Source organism: Furfurilactobacillus milii, assembly GCF_009864005.1.
Classification (GTDB): domain Bacteria; phylum Bacillota; class Bacilli; order Lactobacillales; family Lactobacillaceae; genus Furfurilactobacillus; species Furfurilactobacillus rossiae_B.
This window is the reverse complement of record NZ_WEZQ01000001.1, coordinates 103164-122075: the sequence shown is the minus strand read 5'-3', so window position 1 is coordinate 122075 and position 18912 is coordinate 103164. Positions and strand designations below refer to the sequence as shown.

Here is an 18912-nt window from a genome sequence, read left to right as displayed (position 1 = left end):
CCACGCATGGTATACAACTGCCAGTGCACGGGACAATGTCTTTTTTTATATGTGTCTTGTTTTAAAGGGATTATTTCCCGGGTAATATTCTTTGTTTGGCATTTTTCGTCCTGTGTCAAATATCTTCCATCCATCTGTACCGTGAGTCAGAATACTGCGGTAAAACAAACGTTAAACGAGTTATCCTAAACTGTTCATTCTTAGAGAAACCAATAATCTTAATTTGGTTTAAGCGGTAACACCCCGTTTGACCAAGGCTGGAATCGTCAACATTACGATAAAACTAAAGATGTATAATCCTGCCAAGCTAGCCATGACAACTGGCAAGGTGAAGTGTTCCATAAGTAGGCCAATTGCCACCGAGGAGAACCCCCCGATTGCACGGCCAACATTCACAATCAAGTTATTGGCCGTTGAGCGAATCGTGACCGGATAAAGTTCACTGATTACGGCACCATAACCGCCAAACATGCCGTTTGAAAAGAATCCGATTAGTGCACCGGCGGGCAGAATTGTGGCTGTTGTTTTAGCCAGTGTGAAGATATAAACCGAAATGGCTGCACCGATGAGGAAAATGCCAAACGCCCATCGAGGCCCAATGTTATCTAGTACGTTACCAAAGACGAACATCCCCATGACCATGCCGGCAATGGTTGCAATCATCCACATGGCCGATCCGGATACCGATACATGAGCCTGCTTTTGCATAATTGACGGCAACCAGTTCATCAGCCCAAAATAACCAGCAATTTGAACCACTGACATCAACATGAGTCCAACCGTTTGGTATGCCCTGCGTGGACTATTGAACAACACCAGTAGGTTAACCGACTGTGTGTTGGCACTTCGTTTAGCCGTTAAGAATACGGGTGTTTCGTGCACATGACGCCGAATAATGACGGTCAACGTAACTGGAATTAAGCCAAGGAAAAATAATGCGTGCCAGCCCAAGGTTGGTAAAATGACGGCCGCCAGAACGGCTGCCAATGCTGCCCCAATTTGACCGCCAATAGCAGCTACCGAAGTCATCCGACCAATCTTGTTGGCGGCAAATCGTTCCGAAATCAGCGCAATGCCCACACCATACTCACCACCAGCGCCAATTCCCGTTAAAAATCGGAATAAGTAGATCCAACCAATTGAGTTTGCAAATGCCATGGCCGTGGTCGCAATGGCAAAAATAAAGACCGTATACGAAAAGATTTTTACCCTTCCGTACCGGTCACCTAATAATCCAAATAGTAAACCACCTGCCAGCATACCTAGGTTAGTCACTGAAGAAATCATTCCTGCCTGACCTGCTGATAGATGTAGTTCTGTGATAATTGAGCTTAATGCAAATGACAAAAACATCACATCCATATTTTCCAACGCAAAACCGGCACTGGTGGATGCAATGGTCCATTTCTGTTGACTGTCTGTATGGATCGCAGAAGCTACTGGCGCTTGATTCATCACGATTACCTCCAAAATGAATGCTCACTGACATTCGTTATTTTTTCTTGTCGCTTATCATGCCACGTCGAAAAATAATTTGCAAGTGTGCGTTTCTGATAACTTGTATCACATAAAAAATTCCCTCTTGCATGCCGCTGAAAAAAACAGTATCATAATCCCCAATTAAACAAGCGCCGCTTTAAACCAATCCTGTGAGGTTGGTAAGCTAGCTCAAATTCAATCCGATATTACGGCGAAATGTATGCCAGTAATGGATCGTCTGAACGGTTAGCCGGGCAGATGATCCATTTTTTTGTGCCCAAGTGGTCGAAAGGAAGTTTTCATGAACGCCAGCACGAATTCAATTATTGTCGCCCTTGATGTAAGTACAACATCGTCAGTCGATCAATTACTTGATCAACTGTCACAAACAGATGACCGACCTGCGGTAAAAGTCGGTATGGAGCTATTCTACAGTGAAGGTGCTGCAATGATTCGCCACATTCAACAACGCGGCTTTGACATCTTCTTAGACTTGAAACTACATGACATTCCCAACGCTGTGGAACGTGCTGCTTACCAGCTCGGGCAACTTAGCATCCAGTACACTACAGTCCACGCGTTAGGTGGTAAGGCCATGATTGCGGCGGCCAAACGTGGCCTCCAGCAAGGCGCACAGCAAGCGCACGTGACGCCGCCAAAATTACTGGCAGTAACCGAGCTAACATCCATCTCAGAAAAGATGTTAGTTAATGAGCAGCACGTCAGCCTACCAATGACCGATCAGGTTCGCCAACTCGCTCAACTGGCTGAAACGGCAGGCGCAGATGGCGTCATCTGTTCCCCACAGGAAGTCACAACGATTAAACCGTTTGTTAACGAAACCTTTCTGTTGGTCACGCCCGGGATTCGGTTAACAACGAACCCGGCCGATGATCAGCAACGTGTCATGACACCTCGGCAAGCGGCAGAGGCTGGCAGTTCAGCCATCGTCGTTGGCCGTCCAATAACTCAATCTAATCAACCTGCAGACGCTTATATGACAATCAAAAGGGAGTGGTTAATTCATGACTAACACGGATAATACCTCAAACACAAATACAACTGACCTAACTGAAACAATCATCACTGAACTGCTTGCCATCAAGGCCGTTAAAGTATCCCCAAGCAAACCATTTCAATATGCTAGCGGAATGATTTCGCCGGTCTACACGGACTTACGGATGACGATCAGCTATCCCGAGTTGCGTCAGCATATCGCAACAGGTCTCACAGCCTTAATCAAACGCCAATATCCAAATGCGACGGTCATCGCTGGGGTCGCTACTGCCGGTATTCCACATGCTGCATGGGTAGCCGAGGCACTTTCACTGCCATTGATTTATGTACGTTCCCACCCAAAGGATCATGGGACTGGCAAACAAATTGAGGGGGCATTGTCATCCAAGGATCATGTTGTGCTTATTGACGATCTCATTTCAACCGGGGGCAGTGTGCTGGGGGCAGCAAAGGCTGTCAGCACGGCTGGCGCCCACGTAGACGGTGTCGTTTCTGTCTTTAGTTATGACTTGCCTGACGCAACGACTAATTTTGAACAAGCGAAAACATCACTGACGCCATTACTGGACTATCACCTACTACTTGAGCATCTCACCAACCACCATGAGTTAAGTGAAACAGACTGCGAATTGGCCAAAGCCTGGCATAATGACCCCTGGCACTGGCAGCCAGTATCAATGTAAATCAATACTCGTCGACAACCCAACTCATCATAATCAGGAGGTTAACATGTCTATTACACTTGCAGGTGTGCGTTTGAAAAATCCAGTCATTGCAGCCAGTGGCACGGTCGGTTACGGTCAGGAACTGGCCAAAAAGACTGATCTCAATGCGCTTGGTGCCTTAGTAATTAAATCAACGACCGCTGAACCACGAACAGGCAATCCTTGGCCAACGACAACCAACACAACTGCCGGCTGGCTAAACGCCGTTGGGTTAAAAAATCCCGGCATTAAAAATGTCATGACCGAAAAGCTGCCTTGGCTTGCCACCCACTATCCTGATCTACCAATTGTCGGCAGTGTCGCAGGCGGTAGCATGAATGAATACGTTGAGGTTGCAAAACAGCTAACCACAGCGTCAAACGTTAAATTCATTGAGGTCAACGTTTCCTGCCCTAATGTCGACCATGGCGGCCTTGCATTTGGCACAGATCCAGCAACTGTTCAAACTCTGACCGCCAAAATTGTGACCGCCGTGGATAAACCAGTGTTTGTCAAACTCACACCGAATGTAACGGATATTGTCCCGATTGCTAAAGCAGCCGAGGCTGGCGGGGCTGCCGGTCTTGTCCTCATTAACACCTTATTGGGCATGGAAATTGATCTCGCAACGCAAAAACCGCGTTTGGCACATGGCACTGGTGGCTTATCTGGACAAGCAATTCACCCACTCGCCGTCTATATGGTGCACCAAGTTCGCCAGGCATCCACACTGCCCATTGTCGGCGTCGGTGGTGTCTTTACCAGTAAGGACGCTGTAGAACTCATGCTAGCTGGCGCAAACGCTGTTCAAGTTGGGGCTGCCACTTTTCATGACCCTGCATCTTGTGCAAACATTGCGGCGAACATTCCGGCAACCCTAGCCGAATACGACTTAACTTGGCCATCAGCAACTCATTAAGTTTCCCAGACAAGACTCGTGATTACAGGTAAATTAGCTTTAAGAAAAATAATCCTACTGAACCAAAAAATATGCCACACTGTCTTTCAGCGTGACACGTTTTTTGGTTCTTTTGCTAACAACAAAGCTAACATTAAAGCAAGTATGATTACACGCGTTTCCGTTTGTCACCACGATGCATGAACACAATGATGGCCGGCAGAATCGTCAGTGCACTAATCAGCGAGAAGCCAGTATCAATCACAGTGATTAGACCAAACGATTTCAGCACAGGGAAACTAGCAAAGATAATCGCGGAGAAGCCACCAATAACTGTCATCCCAGACACGAAGATGGCCTGTCCAACGGATGAAACAGCACTGATCGTCGCGTCCACTGTCGACTTACCTCGTTTTTGTTCTTCCCGGTACCGCTCTAGAATTAGAATCGTAAATTCAGTCCCAATTCCAAGAACTAAGGAACTCAGCGAAATCGTTAGCGGATTGTATGATGTGCCCATCAACCATAACGTTAGCGGTGACAGTCCCAGCACTAACAGAATCGGCAAAATCGGATACATAGCGAATCGCGGATCTCGATAGATCACAAACAGAACGAGGAAGATAATCGCAATCCCGGCAATAATAATCAGCCAATGGTTTGCCGTCATATTATGAATTCCTGTCAGCATCATGACCTCAGCTCCGGCTGGCGCAACGTGAATTCCGTGTGGGGAATTAATATCCTTGGTGATTTTGTTCATCAATTTAAGTTGGTCGGCACTCGACAAATTCTTATTGATTTTAAATTGCAGTGTCGCGTAATGCTGATTATTGCTCATCAAGACCTGCTTCATAGAGCTAGGTAAACTGGCAACGCCACTATTCAAGGCGCCTTGTTTAGCATCGGCTAATTGTTGTCCGCTTAAATTCAAACTGGTCGGCAGGCTCGTAACATCAGTCACATCATGATATCGTCGTTGTTCTTGCCGGCCAAACTGATCCGTATACTGCATAACACGTTTGTCACGAACATCGTCGGCCTTCACCAAATAGGTAATATAAGTGGTTGAACCAATTTGTTTTTGCAGATACTTCGTGTCCTTAAGCGCAGTCATCTGTTGCGGAATCATCTTGGTCATGTCAGTTTCAGTGTTAATGTTATGTTCCACCGCAAAGCCGGCACCGCCTAGTAATACACCAATAATCAGCACAACAACACTGTGTTTGGTCACAAATGCCGCGTAACGCGCTAATACCTTCGCCAAACCGGATGGTTGACTCAGTTTGTGAGGCTCATCTGTCTTTACAGGTTCAGCGTGCCGATCAAAGAACGGTAACAAACTAAACATCAAAATTAGTTCTGTCAGATAGGCACTGACAACGCCAATAGCTAACGTTAGCCCGAATTGTTGCATCATCGGCGCCTTTGACAAGAACATTGTCAGGAAGCTAAACGTCATCACAATCAACGCAATCCCGACAGCCGGTCCCATCTTGCCAATTCCAGTATTCAAGGCATCTTGACGATTATGTTGTTGCCTAAACGTCTCTTCATACCGATTTTGAAATTGAACGCCAAAGTCAGTTCCCAAACCAATAATAATGGGTAATGTCGCCATCGTGGCCAATGTTAGTGAGATGCCCGTCCAACCCATGAAGCCAAACGTCCAAAATCAAACTAACAGCGACAAACAACAGGGGGAACAATCGACGACGAACGCGGAAAATCAATGATAGTACGATCACCATGACAACAATAGCAAGGCCAAGCATAATCATCATTGCTCGCGTTACCTGCGTTTGAACCTGACTAGTGATTGCTGGTGAGCCCGCCAAACGCACTTTTACACCTTTTTGAAAGTGTGTTTGCTTAATGGCGTGATTGATATCCCGCGTCATTTTAACGTACGTACTCATGTCCGTTTTATCGGAAGTATTAACCACTACCAAAACGTGGCGGCCATCCTTCGGCAATAATTGTTGCATCGCTGAAGGTACCTTGCCGTTGTTCGAAAAAATCAACGCATTAAGCATTGGTGTCGACATTTTTTCAACACGAGGCACCTGTGCCATTACTTGACTAGTCAATTGTTGGCGCTGTCCCACTGTCAGCAAAGACATCGTGTAGGTTTGAATCTGCTGTTGTTGCTTTAGATTCAACTGACTGGCCATTTGACTAGCGGCTTTGGCTGCCAACGCCTGTTTTTGAGCAGGTGTCAAAATAGTTAACGTATACTGTTGCACCTGCTGTTGCTGAGCTGGCGTCAAGGACTGAGCAAGCGTCGATTGTAACTGTCGCTTTTGTTTCTTAGATAAGCTGCTCATCAGTTTTGTTTGGCTAGACCCATTTTGATCTGTGCTCTGTACTGATGAGGCGTTACCATTCTTCAACGTTGCGTTAAGCACGTTCACAATGTTAGTGGTTCCACGAACATTATCAATCTTGTTCAGGCGGCCATCTAAACTATGGATTTTCTGCATTGTTTCATGTGAAATCAGTTTATCCTGAGTCCCTGATAACAAAATATACGCAGAATCACCACCAAAGTTTTTTTGATAGGTCTCTGTGTCCTTGTAAACTTGCGATTTCGTGTTCACAAACACATCATTGCCCATATCCATCTGCACCTTAGGCAAACCAAAGCCAAGGAAAACCGTGATGGCCAACATGCCGACAAGCAAGGATACCGTGTGCTTTTGAATGAATTGTCCTAGCTGCTCAAATTTTCTTTCCATACGTCGTGAGATCCCTTTCTCTCAAAAAAGTGACCTCAGTATAACCAGATAAATTAATCGCGAACAGAAACAAAAAGAACCGAGTATCTCAAAATGAGACACTTGGTTCTTTTTGTTCTAATTACGTTTCTGGGACAACACAAATTCGATTTAAACCGTCCGTCAGAAAAGTCACAATTTCATCCTTTGGTGTGCTTTGTTCTGTTGTCACCCAACGAATCATTAAGTTAACAATGGCCCCAGCAATTAAGCTAATCACCAAATCTGGACGAGGAGAATCCTCAACTTGCTGAATGAGTGGATCATCTGTTTTTTTCTGTTCCACCAGTTTTTCTTTAAGCGTTTGCTCTGTGGCCGCAGTCAACACATAGTACATATTTTCGTGCGAATTGGCTGTCGTTAAGTTCCGAAATACCCGCTGATTTTCCTGAGCAAAATCGACAATCTGTTCAACAAATTGGCGACTGGGAATTTGGTTATCGGCATCCATCGTTTCACGAACCACCCGAAACTCATCCTGTAACAAATCATACTTGTCATGATAATACCGATAAAAGGTGCTGCGGTGGTTATGCGACTGTTCACAAATATCGTTTACGCTAATTTGTTCAAACGGTTTGTGCATCAACAGTGTTCGCATTGCGTTAATTAACTCTTGGCGCGTCTTTTCCTGACGAAAACTTTCTGGTTTGATAGTCATGCGTTTCGACCTCCTTGCATTAGCCAGCTAAAGATTATGTTTCACATGAAACGCCCTTTTGGCTAACATTGCAACCCTCGTGATCAAACTAGGCTTTAAAGTATGTTGCAATCGCATCGGCAATCCGTTCACTTGCATGCCCATCTCCGTACGGATTTTTGGCGCTAGCCATTGCTTCGTATTCGGCTTGATTAGTTAATAAATTGGTCATCGCGGTGTAAACATTTTCTTCGTTTGTGCCTACTAATTTCAGGGTACCAGCCGTAACTCCTTCTGGCCGTTCAGTGGTTTCACGCAACACCAAAACAGGCTTTCCTAACGATGGCGCTTCTTCTTGGACACCGCCAGAATCTGTCATAATGAATAAGGCCTTGGCGGCCAAATTATGAAAATCAACCACATCTAGCGGCTCAATCAAGTGAATGCGTTCGTCATCAGCAAACACCTCATGTGCGGCTTCTTGAACGTTAGGACTGAGATGGACAGGATAGACCACGTCTAAATTCTGGCGCTCATCCACAACACGTTTGATTGCGCGGAAGGTTGCACGCATTGGTTCGCCCTGATTCTCACGTCGGTGCATCGTCAATAATATAAACTTGTGTCCTGCAGGGATTTTGTCCAAAACTTCATGATGATAATTCTGTGTAACAGTTTCGCCAAGCGCATCAATAGCGGTGTTTCCCGTGACAAAAATCTGACTAGCGGGATGGTTTTCTTTCAATAAGTTGTCACGACTTGTTGTGGTTGGTGCAAAATAAAGATCACTCATCACATCAGTCAACTGACGATTCATTTCTTCAGGATACGGCGAATACTTGTCCCATGTCCGCAAACCGGCCTCAACGTGCCCAATGGCAACCTGGTGATAGAAGGCGCTCACAGATGCAGCAAATGTGGTTGTGGTATCGCCGTGAACCAAAATCAAGCGCGGTTGCTCCTGTTGAATAATGTCATCTAGCTGACTGATGACATGAACGGTAATTCCGGTTAACGTTTGCCCAGCACGCATAATATTTAAGTCATAATCCGGTTTGATATGAAAAATCGTTAATACCTGATCCAACATTTCCCGATGCTGCGCTGTGACAACCACAATGGGTTGAAATCGTTCGTCCTCTCGCAGGCGTTGCACTACCGGCGCCATTTTAATCGCTTCTGGCCGAGTTCCAAAAATCAACATTACCTTAATTGGCTGTTGTGCCATATTAGACATCCTCCCCTAACAAACTGAATAAGCCCACCATAACATGACTGGCTTAAAGTAAGCTTCATTTAGCGTTTAAGCAACGAAAATTTTGGGGTTTACGATTATTTCCAAAAGATTTACCGGCATAATCGACCCCTTATCTAATCCTCTTTAAACCATTTGTCTTTAAACGTTATTGACTTTCAGTCGATTAACCATATACTGAAATCATAAAAGTGAGTAACCGCTCATTTTCAAACCAATAAATACTAAATGTTGGCATCTATGATAAGATTAACGTTACATTAGAAATGAACCAAAACCGACGTGAAGGAGGTGAGGCACATTAAACGAGTTCAAACCTATCATGACGTGACAGATGATGTGGTGACGACTAATCACCAAACGAATATTCTGCCCAAAGATTATCGATGGCATCGCGACCGCTGGTGGGAACGATTATGGTCCCTTATCTTTCGTGGTTTGGCTAAGGCATTTGCTTACGTTTATTGCTACGCCAATTGGCATTTAACGGTGGTTAACCGCGGTGTCTTGAAACCGTTTCGCCATCAAGGCTACTTTATGTATGCAAACCACACCCAGCCGGTCAATGATGCGTTTATGCCGTTAGTTATCGGTGGCGCGCAACGTTTTCACGCCGTTGTCAGCCCCGCAAATTTCACGCTTCCGATCCTCGGGCCTAACCTACCTTATGGTGGTGCCTTGCCAACTGCAACCACAACGAGTCAGCCCATTCAGCTCATTAAAGCGGTCGATCGGGTAATGGATCATAATAACTATGTTGTCATTTATCCTGAAGCACATGTATGGCCCTATTACACCAAGGTTAGACCATTTCCGGAAACGTCGTTTAGCTTCCCCGTAAAAACGCAGAAGCCCGTCTTCTGCATGACGACGACTTATCAAAAGCGTAAATTTGGCAAACGACCACGGCTAACTGTTTATATTGACGGTCCATTTCAACCAACAGCGGACCAGTCAAAAAAAGCTCAGCAGCATGAGCTTTGGCAAGATGTGACCCTAACCTTAAAACGGCGAAGCGCCGCCAGCACTTACGAATACATTCACTACAAAAGAGATGATTCATGATGAATATTTTATTCTGTGGCGATCATAGCGTAGAGGATGGCATCCTTATCGCAACGTTATCACTCATCAAGCATGTGCGAGAGCCTCTGCATATTTACGTGATGACGATGACGTTATCGTCATCAAACGGGGCACAACGCAGACCCGTTAGTGAGCGATTACTCACTTGTGCTCGCGATGAATTACACACTGCCAACCCACTCAGTAGTATTGAAGCAATTGATTGCACCACATTATTCAACCAAACACCACCTAGTGCGAACATGACGTCACGGTTCACGCCATATTCCATGCTCCGTTTATATGCAGACCAGATTCCACAACTGCCTAACCGTTTGCTTTACCTCGATGCGGACATTATTTGCCGTCAGTCATTTGAGTCATTCTATCACCAAGATCTTCACGGCGTTGAATTTGTCGGTGTGCTGGATCATTACGGAAAATGGTTCTTCCATCATGAACTGAAAGTCTATGATTACGTCAATTCTGGTGTTCTCCTGCTTAACTTAGCCTACATTCGACAAACGCAGCTTTTTGCCAAAGCCCGCTATATGTGTGAGACGCAACAACGTTTCATGCCAGATCAGACTGCATTGAACAAGCTGAGCCGCACCAAACGGATTGCACCGGAACGATTTAACGAGCAGCATCACATTCAATCTGACACTGTTTTTCAACACTTTACGACGAGTTTTAAGTTCTTCCCGTGGGTGCACACGTTCACTGTGAAACCATGGGAAGTTCAGCGGGTCCACAGTGAGTTAGGTCTTCACGATTACGATGATGTCCTCAATAAGTACCTTGAACTCAAACAACATCAGTAAGAAAGGAGCGACACACGATGCCTTCAGCAATTATTCCTATCTTTTACGCCATCAGTGACGATTTTGCACCCTATGCCGCTGTCTCGATCAAATCATTAACCTCAAATGCTGATTCAAATAATCATTACCAAGTCATTATTTTGCATCAAGGGTTGTCTAATCAAACAAAGGCCAGCCTATCCGCTCTTAGTACGCCTAATGTAGAGGTTAGCTTTAAAGCTTTAACACAGTCGTTATCTGCTATTCAAAATCAGCATCAAAATTTTCTCAGAGCCGATTTCTTTACCTTAACCATTTTCTACCGCTTATTTATCGCCGACATGTTTCCGCAGTTTGAAAAAGCTATTTACATTGACAGCGATACGGTCATCCCCGGGAATTTAGCTAATTTATACGAGCTGCCATTGGCTAATAATTTGATCGGCGCCGCCCCAGACCATTCAATTGAACACGTGCCGCCAATGGTCGATTACATCACTAATGCACTTGGTCTACCTGCTAACGAATACATCAATTCCGGCGTATTGCTCCTCAACCTAACAAAATTACGAGAGGAACATTTCAGTCAACGTTTCTTGAGATTGCTGCAAACGTACCAGTTTGACTGTATTGCGCCAGATCAAGATTATCTCAATACAATGTGTCATGGTCGCATCCGGTACTTAGACGAGGCTTGGGACGCCATGCCAAAAGACCCACAGTATGCGCCAGTGAAAAATCCGCAATTGATTCATTACAATCTATTTTATAAGCCGTGGTATTTTGACCACATTATGTACGGTCATTATTTCTGGCAGTATGCTGATCAGACCTCATACAAAGATATGCTCCATCAACAATTAAACGATTATACAACTGCACAACGAAACGCCGATCGAGCCAAACTGACCACTTTAATGACTAAAGCTGGCCAGTTACCCGATACACCCACGACGTTTAAAAAAGTGGCCGCCACCGGTGTGCCCATTCGCGTATGATAGTTGCAGATCATCGCGACCAAGTCATTAATAACATTCGACAGGCCGTTGCTGAGGAACGCTTTAACGATAAGGTGGAGGTGGGTGATCCTATCTTATCAACGGAGGCCAAAACGCAGGCTGTCGATAACTACCTCAAACGCAGTCACACGCTTCACTTTAAAATTGCAAACTGGATTGCGCGAACGTTTATGGCCATCGCAACCTGGCTGACTAACCGAACGACCACCGTTTCCGGTTGGGAAAATCTGTCTAGTCTAGCTAAACACCAAGGTGCCATCATCACCACCAATCATTTCAATCCCCTTGAAAATACGGTACCGCGGCTACTAGCTCGTCATGAACACCGGCGCTTATTCATCGTTAGCCAGGATACAAATCTGGCGATGACTGGCGGACTGGGTTATTTAATGAATAACTTAGATATCATTCCCTTGTCCAAACGGTTGGACTATCTCGGTCGCGAACTACCAGCATTGATTCAACAAGCAACTGCCGCTGGTCACTTCGTGTTGATTTATCCCGAACAGGAAATGTGGTTTAATTACCGCAAACCTAGGCCGCCCAAACGTGGCACGTATTATTACGCCGCCAAAGCAAACGTACCCATCATTTCCTGTTTTACCGAAATCCGGTCTGAAAAGAAATTAGCAACGCCAGAATTTCATGAAACGAGTTATCATTTACACATTTTGCCGCTCATTTACCCCGATCCTAAACTATCAGCTAATGCAAATGCCACGCGCATGATGAACCAGGATTATGCACAAAAAAAGGCCGCCTACGAGGCAGCCTATCATGAACCACTATCTTATCAGTTTGAACCACAAGATATTGTAGGATGGATTCCGGACCGTGCTCAGCAATAAAGCCATTATTTCACTATCATTAGCGCACAATCAACAATAGTACGATCCAGACGTAGATGTTAATTAACAGCAATACCAAAGAGTGGCCATCGCATTTTTTGCGACGACCACTCTTTTTATAGTTTAAATCGTTATCCCTGACAGGTATCCGTTAAAACAAATATTCAATTTGTTTAGCTATTGCGATACCTTAGCGATGCGTCCCTGTTCAATATAAACGGACAAAATCGCAATATCAGCAGGGTTAACACCAGAAATTCGACTTGCCTGAGCAAGCGTTTCTGGTTGAATTTTAGCAAGCTTTTGCCGACCCTCTGTCGCCAGGCCCTCAATGGCTTCGTAGTCGATATTTGCTGGAATGGCTTTTGCTTCCATCCGCTTCAGCTTGGCAATTTTCTCCTCAGCCTTTTGGATATAACCAGCATACTTTAGCTCAATTTCAACCTGTTCCACCACACGGTGATCGAGTGGCTCAGCTGGTCCATCAATAAATTGCATCAAATCAGCATAGGTCACTTCTGGGCGCCGTAGGAAATCGGCTGCCAGCACGCCATCCTTCAACGGCGCATCATTATGTGCTGCCAACCACTCGTTAACCTGCGCGTTGGGCTTAACGCGAACAGACTTCAAACGATTTAACTCAGCGGTAATAGCCGCTTTTTTGCTTTCAAACTTAGCAAATTTTTCATCATTAATCAGACCAAGATCGTGCCCCATAGCCGTTAAACGCAGATCTGCATTATCGTGCCGCAAAATCAGCCGATATTCAGCACGGCTCGTTAACAACCGGTAAGGCTCTTTCGTGCCCTTGGTCACTAAGTCGTCAATCATGACGCCGATGTATGCGTCAGACCGCTTTAATGTGAAATCATCCTCGCCTAAAGCACGACGACCTGCATTGATGCCCGCAATCAGACCCTGCCCAGCAGCCTCTTCATAACCAGACGTTCCGTTCATTTGACCAGCAGTATACAGGTTTTTAATCAGCTTCGTTTCTAGCGTGTTACGCAACTGGTAAGGTGACACAACGTCATACTCAATTGCATAACCAGGCCGCATCATTTTTGCATCTTCCAAACCCTTGATGGAATGTAAAATATGCTGCTGAATTTCTTCTGGCATTGATGTAGAAAGCCCTTGTACATACCATTCATCAGTCCGCCGACCCTCAGGTTCCAAGAACAATTGGTGCCGACTCTTATCAGCAAAACGAACGATCTTGTCTTCGATGGAAGGGCAGTAACGCGGTCCGACTCCTTCGATAACACCTGAGAACATTGGTGCTCGATCCAAGTTTTCACGAATAATTTCATGTGTGTGTTCATTGGTGTATGTTAACCAGCAACTAAGTTGATTTTTTACGTCAATGTATTGGCTGTCTGGCGTATCAAAACTGAAGTGATTAGGTTCCTTATCACCAGGTTGTTCTTCTGTTTCATCATAATGAATTGTTCCACCATCAACACGTGGCGGTGTCCCAGTCTTGAACCGTTCCAGGTCAAAACCAAGTTTCTCTAAATCTTCTGACAGCTCAATGGATGGTTGCGAGTTGTTGGGGCCAGATGAATACATCAGTTCCCCAATGATAATCTTTCCGCGTGAAGCGGTACCAGCGGTTAATACCACAGACTTAGCTTCGTAGTGTGCCCCTGTTGCCGTCACAACACCGTGACAAACACCATCGTCTACCAATAAGGAAGTAACAACACCCTGACGCAACGTTAAATTAGGTTCCCGCTCCATCGTGTGCTTCATTTCCTCATGATAGGCATGTTTGTCGGCCTGAGCCCGTAAGGCACGGACAGCAGGGCCCTTCCCGGTATTTAACATCCGCATTTGAACGTATGTCTTATCAATGTTGTGGCCCATTTCACCACCGAGAGCATCAATTTCACGTACCACAATCCCTTTAGCCGGACCACCAACAGATGGATTACATGGCATAAAGGCAACCATTTCCAATGAAATAGTCATCAACAGTGTTTTGTTGCCCATTCTGGCTGCAGCTAACGCGGCCTCAGAGCCTGCATGACCAGCGCCGACCACGATTACGTCATACGCTTTTGCCTGGTATGGCTTTCCCTCTGAAATCATTTCATTTTCCTTTCAATTGCCAACTTATTTACAACTGTAGTTCTGGCAGTATGTTTCACATGAAACATACTCGGTAACTATTTGCCCAAACAAAACTGAGAAAATAATTGTGTCAACAGTTCATCCTGAACAGAATCACCGGTTATTTCACCCAGCAGATCCCATGCACGAGTCATATCGATTTGAACCAAATCGACCGGCATCCCCGCAGCAATACCACTCATAACGTCATCCAGGGCTTGTGAAGCCTGGTTTAATAACCCAATATGTCGAGCATTAGTGACCATTACCGTCGTCTGACTGTTTTCAATACCGCCAAAGAACAGGTTAGCAATCTTATCCTCTAACTGATCCATCCCAGCATTCGTCAGCACGGATGTTGCAATCACTGCGTCATCGCCAACTAACTTTTGCAAATCGGCCAAGTCGACTCGTTGCGGCAGGTCAGTTTTGTTCAAAATGACGATTCGTTTGCTATCTGCCGTTGTTTTGATTAACGTGCGGTCCTCGTCCGTTAATGGTTCACTGCCATTAATGACCAACAAAACTAAATCAGCAGCTGCCAACGCCTGTTTAGAACGTTCAACCCCGATCTTTTCAACTTTATCCGTCGTGTCGTGAATGCCAGCGGTATCAACCAGTTTTAACGGGACACCCTTCACGTTCACATATTCTTCAATGACATCGCGAGTTGTCCCGGCAACATCCGTCACAATTGCCTTATCCTCGTGAAGGAGGTGGTTTAAGAGACTAGATTTTCCGACATTAGGTCGCCCAACAATGGCTGTGGCCAAACCTTCGCGCAGTACCTTACCCTGTTGAGCGGTACTGAGAAGATCTGCAATTCTAGCCTTTACATCCTTGGCCTTTTCCAACAATAACCGTGTCGTCATGGTTTCTACATCATCATACTCAGGGTAATCAATGTTCACTTCGACTTGAGCTAAAACATCCAAGATGTCCTGACGCAAATTGCGAATCAAGTGAGCCAAATCGCCGTCCAATTGATTTAACGCGACCTTCATCGATTTGTCAGTTTTGGCACGGATTAAATCCATTACAGCTTCAGCTTGTGACAAGTCAATTCGACCATTAAGGAAAGCACGTTTGGTAAACTCACCAGGTTCAGCTAACCGCGCCCCGTGACTTAACAACAACTGTAAAATTCGGTTGGTGGCAACAATCCCGCCATGACAGTTAATTTCAATAACATCTTCACGCGTAAATGTCTTTGGCGCTAACATGACAGAAACCATCACTTCATCAACTTCTTCATTGGTGTCAGGATCAATGATGTGTCCGTAGTTAATGGTGTGACTAGCTACTTTACTTAAATCACGACCTTTAAAGACCTTTTCAGCAGTTGCTAGTGCCTCTTCACCACTCAACCGCACAATTGAAATTGCCCCCTCACCAGGTGGCGTTGAAATTGCAGCGATGGTATCAAACTCGGTAATCGTTTGTGACATATAAACTCCCTTCTCCGCTGATTAATAAATTGCATAAAAAAAGTGCCACCCCACGCGTAAAAAACACGTGGGCAAAGCACCTTGACTACTTTAACCAGTAATATTCATATCAAATGTTTAATTAATGTACCCAATACTAAAAGCGTCGGCTCTTTTTGTCAAGCATTAGCGTGGGGCAACAACTACACCGCGCCGTGGTTCCCTACCTTGTGAGAAAGTCGTCACATGCGTGTTTTTAGCCAGTTGTGTGTGAATAACCTTCCGCTCATAAGCAGGCATGGGGTCGAGCAGCTCTGTTTCACCACCCGCAATTACATCACGCGCAGTATTATCAGCCAAACGCTTTAAAGTGCTGGCGCGTCGCTCACGATAGCCAGCCACATCAAGCATTAATTCGAAATGTTGCATACCCTGCCGCAACATAAATGTATTGCCAAGAACTTGTAGTGCGTTCAATGTGCGACCATGCCGACCAATCAATAACCCCTCTTGTTCGGTCATAAAGGTTATTGTTGCGCCATGATGATATGTATCGGCCTCGGCGTCAGCACTAATACCAAGTTGCTCCAGCACATCAAGCAAGTAATTGGCAACTGCCTCCAAATTATCATCCAAGCGCGCTTGATTAGCCCGTTGGCGAGCCTTCAACTCTTCTGGTGTCAATTGAGTGGTTGCTGATATTGAAGTAATCGAATCAGTCGAATCAGTCAAACCAGCAGACTGCGATTGATCAACAGCACTGCTCATCGTAGCAGTTGTCGAGACAGTCGAAGTGGTCTCAGTAGACGCAGCAACACTGTCGGCGACCTCAGCCGAGGTTAATGAACTTTTAGCGTGGGGATGGTCTCCCTCACGTTGTCGAACATCGGCGGTTGCATCAACATTTCGTTCAATATCCTCATCACGCTTAGCAGCCACCCGTTGACCACTTGGATGATCAAACGTCGGACTAGTTTTAGCATTTTTAAGTGGTTTACTTTGCGTTGTCCGTGATGAAGTTGCTCCCGTGGAGGCACCAGCCGATACCTTAGCCGATTGCGGCGTTTTTGTGACGGAAACTGGCTTAATCGTAATATCAACGATAGCCTCTTTTTTCAAGCGTCCAAACCAGCCATGGACCGGTTCAGATACAACCGTAATCGCTACTTTGTCACGATCAATTTGAATTTTTTTGAGTCCGTTTTGAATTGCTTCATCCACGGTTTTCCCCTGATATTGCGTCACAGCTATTCCTCCAAATAAATCACGTACCTACATTTTAGCATGGATTGACTAACTTTTTATTGAACATTCACATTCTAGTTACCGACCATTTGTCGCCAAAATGTCAGTAACTGAAATCATTTCCCGGGTAATAACGTTACAACCCTATCAACAAGTTCTGCCGCAAGCTCAGACTTAGCCATGATTGGTAATTTTTCGGGCTCCTGATTGGGACGCAGAATAATGACTTGGTTGTTGTCGGCGTTGAAGCCAATATCTTTTCGGCTCACATCGTTAGCAACCAGCATATCCAATTTCTTATCGGTTAATTTTTGTTGGGCGTTTGCCAGTAAATGTTCGGTCTCTGCAGCGAATCCTACCATGACTTGTTTAGTCTTCTGCGTTGCCAACGTTTTTAAGATGTCGGGATTTTTTGTGAGTTTGATTGTCATCGTATCATTATCGGCCGTTTTTTTAATCTTCTGGGTAGCTTCTTCAACTGGTCGAAAATCAGCGACCGCCGCTGCCATGATGACAGCATCCTGTTGGGCAAAACGGTGTTGCATCTGGTCTAGCATTTCTTTGGCACCAGTAACGTGGACAATTTCAACACCGGTCGATGCAGTCAAAGTGGTTGTGCTACTAACTAAAGTGACGTCAGCCCCTTCATTAGCCGCCGCGGTTGCAATTGCGTAGCCCATTTTCCCTGAGGAATCATTACTGATAAAACGAACTGGATCAATGCGTTCACGCGTCCCCCCAGCAGTGACAAGTACATGGCGATGGCGCAAACGCCCCGTTTGTTTAGCCCACTTTCGTTGCACAAAATCTACAATCGTTGTCGGTTCAGGTAATCGGCCACGTCCTGCGTACCCTTCAGCTAATAGCCCTGTGTCCGGTTGCATCACGATCACGCCATCGGTGGTCAAAGTTGATACATTACGAGCAGTCGCTGGCGCTTCCCACATATGATTATTCATTGCTGGCACCACGATTTTTAACGCGGTGGTGGCCAACAATGTTGTGGAGACAGCATCATCAGCCATTCCCATCGCCATTTTAGCAATAATGTTCGCCGTTGCTGGGACAACAACAGCAATATCTGTCCAATCAGCCATCTCAATGTGTGGCACATAGTGACCGTCACTACCATTGTGGCCAAATAAATCCGTTAATACCGGCTGCTTGGTCAGTGCACCAAATGTCAACGGCGTCACAAACTTTGTCGCGTCTGTTGTCATTGCTACACGAACAACAGCTCCTTGCTTCATCAAACCGCGAACGACTTCAGCCGCCTTGTAGATTGCAATGCCTCCGGTGACATAAACAGCAATGTGCTTATTCTCGAGTCCCATGCTTTTCCTCCCGTTTTTCCACTGAATGATGTTCTTGATGTTGTGCATCCTGCCAAGCCCGAATAACGTTAAAAACTGCCAACAATATCGTAACAAGTAAGCCGCTGATTGGCACAAAGTAGACCAGCACAACGGCGACAAAGAGACCACCATACAATGCAGTCGCACTGTACCCATTTAGTTTGCCAACAAACCGGATATGATCGCCATCAGCTGGATTGACCCGTTGTAAGTCACGCGCCATTTTTGTATAAGATAACGACCATAGCAATTGAACACCCACGTA

General features: G+C 45.4%; 17 protein-coding genes. 7 read left to right on the top strand and 10 right to left on the bottom strand.

Features of this window, described 5'->3' with window-relative positions; translation table 11 throughout:
* Positions 1-228: 228 nt before the first annotated feature.
* On the bottom strand, positions 229-1455 hold the full coding sequence (locus GB993_RS00575) for an MFS transporter (protein ID WP_161002819.1): 1227 nt from the start codon (positions 1453-1455) through the stop codon (positions 229-231).
* Positions 1456-1780: 325 nt separating this feature from the next.
* Between GB993_RS00575 and pyrF the strand changes: the two genes are divergently transcribed.
* Genes pyrF through GB993_RS00560 form a run of 3 tightly spaced genes read left to right on the top strand, consistent with a single transcriptional unit; the run spans position 1781 to position 4119 of the window.
* Positions 1781-2512 carry an orotidine-5'-phosphate decarboxylase gene (gene pyrF / locus GB993_RS00570; protein WP_161002646.1) on the top strand — a complete coding sequence of 244 codons (732 nt, stop codon included), beginning with the start codon at positions 1781-1783 and terminating at the stop codon, positions 2510-2512.
* Entirely contained in the window at positions 2505-3179 is a 675-nt protein-coding gene (gene pyrE / locus GB993_RS00565; protein ID WP_161002645.1) for an orotate phosphoribosyltransferase, read from the top strand. Before pyrF ends, pyrE begins: the two co-directional genes overlap by 8 nt.
* Positions 3180-3225: 46 nt before the next feature.
* On the top strand, positions 3226-4119 hold the full coding sequence (locus tag GB993_RS00560) for a dihydroorotate dehydrogenase (protein ID WP_161002644.1): 894 nt from the start codon (positions 3226-3228) through the stop codon (positions 4117-4119).
* 148 nt (positions 4120-4267) lie between these two features.
* Here the strand turns inward: GB993_RS00560 and GB993_RS00555 are convergent, their stop codons facing one another.
* From GB993_RS00555 to wecB, 4 genes are all read right to left on the bottom strand, one after another.
* The gene (locus GB993_RS00555; protein WP_284142820.1) at positions 4268-5755 is read right to left on the bottom strand and encodes an efflux RND transporter permease subunit; all 1488 of its coding nucleotides are present in this window, start codon (positions 5753-5755) and stop codon (positions 4268-4270) included.
* Positions 5682-6836, bottom strand: a complete 1155-nt coding sequence (locus GB993_RS13115) for an MMPL family transporter (protein ID WP_284142819.1) — start codon at positions 6834-6836, stop codon at positions 5682-5684. Before GB993_RS13115 ends, GB993_RS00555 begins: the two co-directional genes overlap by 74 nt.
* 121 nt (positions 6837-6957) lie before the next feature.
* Complete coding sequence (locus GB993_RS00550) at positions 6958-7536, bottom strand: TetR/AcrR family transcriptional regulator (RefSeq protein ID WP_161002643.1); 579 nt, start codon at positions 7534-7536, stop codon at positions 6958-6960.
* Positions 7537-7624: 88 nt separating this feature from the next.
* Positions 7625-8743 carry a non-hydrolyzing UDP-N-acetylglucosamine 2-epimerase gene (gene wecB / locus GB993_RS00545; protein ID WP_161002642.1) on the bottom strand — a complete coding sequence of 373 codons (1119 nt, stop codon included), beginning with the start codon at positions 8741-8743 and terminating at the stop codon, positions 7625-7627.
* 309 nt (positions 8744-9052) lie between these two features.
* Between wecB and GB993_RS00540 the strand changes: the two genes are divergently transcribed.
* From GB993_RS00540 to GB993_RS00525, 4 genes are read left to right on the top strand one after another with little or no spacing between them, the layout of a single operon-like run.
* Positions 9053-9835 carry a lysophospholipid acyltransferase family protein gene (locus GB993_RS00540; RefSeq protein ID WP_347877333.1) on the top strand — a complete coding sequence of 261 codons (783 nt, stop codon included), beginning with the start codon at positions 9053-9055 and terminating at the stop codon, positions 9833-9835.
* The gene (locus GB993_RS00535) at positions 9835-10659 is read left to right on the top strand and encodes a glycosyltransferase (protein WP_161002817.1); all 825 of its coding nucleotides are present in this window, start codon (positions 9835-9837) and stop codon (positions 10657-10659) included. Before GB993_RS00540 ends, GB993_RS00535 begins: the two co-directional genes overlap by 1 nt.
* Before the next feature lie 17 nt (positions 10660-10676).
* Entirely contained in the window at positions 10677-11636 is a 960-nt protein-coding gene (locus tag GB993_RS00530) for a glycosyltransferase family 8 protein (protein WP_161002641.1), read from the top strand.
* Positions 11633-12505 (top strand): 1-acyl-sn-glycerol-3-phosphate acyltransferase, encoded by an 873-nt coding sequence (locus tag GB993_RS00525; RefSeq protein WP_161002640.1) that lies wholly within the window; start codon positions 11633-11635, stop codon positions 12503-12505. The genes GB993_RS00530 and GB993_RS00525 overlap by 4 nt, the downstream gene beginning before the upstream one ends.
* 177 nt (positions 12506-12682) lie before the next feature.
* On the opposite strand, the gene mnmG is transcribed toward GB993_RS00525, so the two are convergent.
* The 5 genes from mnmG to GB993_RS00500 form a co-directional block, all read right to left on the bottom strand.
* Positions 12683-14599 (bottom strand): tRNA uridine-5-carboxymethylaminomethyl(34) synthesis enzyme MnmG, encoded by a 1917-nt coding sequence (mnmG, locus tag GB993_RS00520; protein ID WP_161002639.1) that lies wholly within the window; start codon positions 14597-14599, stop codon positions 12683-12685.
* A 77-nt stretch (positions 14600-14676) separates the two neighbouring features.
* A complete protein-coding gene (gene mnmE, locus GB993_RS00515; protein WP_161002638.1) occupies positions 14677-16068 on the bottom strand; it encodes a tRNA uridine-5-carboxymethylaminomethyl(34) synthesis GTPase MnmE in 1392 nt (463 codons plus the stop codon).
* A gap of 165 nt (positions 16069-16233) precedes the next feature.
* Positions 16234-17292: an RNA-binding cell elongation regulator Jag/EloR gene (gene jag, locus GB993_RS12985; protein ID WP_161002637.1), complete on the bottom strand. Its 1059-nt coding sequence runs from the start codon at positions 17290-17292 to the stop codon at positions 16234-16236.
* A 116-nt stretch (positions 17293-17408) separates the two neighbouring features.
* On the bottom strand, positions 17409-18626 hold the full coding sequence (gene coaBC, locus GB993_RS00505) for a bifunctional phosphopantothenoylcysteine decarboxylase/phosphopantothenate--cysteine ligase CoaBC (RefSeq protein ID WP_161002636.1): 1218 nt from the start codon (positions 18624-18626) through the stop codon (positions 17409-17411).
* The gene (locus tag GB993_RS00500; protein WP_161002635.1) at positions 18610-18909 is read right to left on the bottom strand and encodes a hypothetical protein; all 300 of its coding nucleotides are present in this window, start codon (positions 18907-18909) and stop codon (positions 18610-18612) included. Before GB993_RS00500 ends, coaBC begins: the two co-directional genes overlap by 17 nt.
* Positions 18910-18912 lie beyond the last annotated feature (3 nt).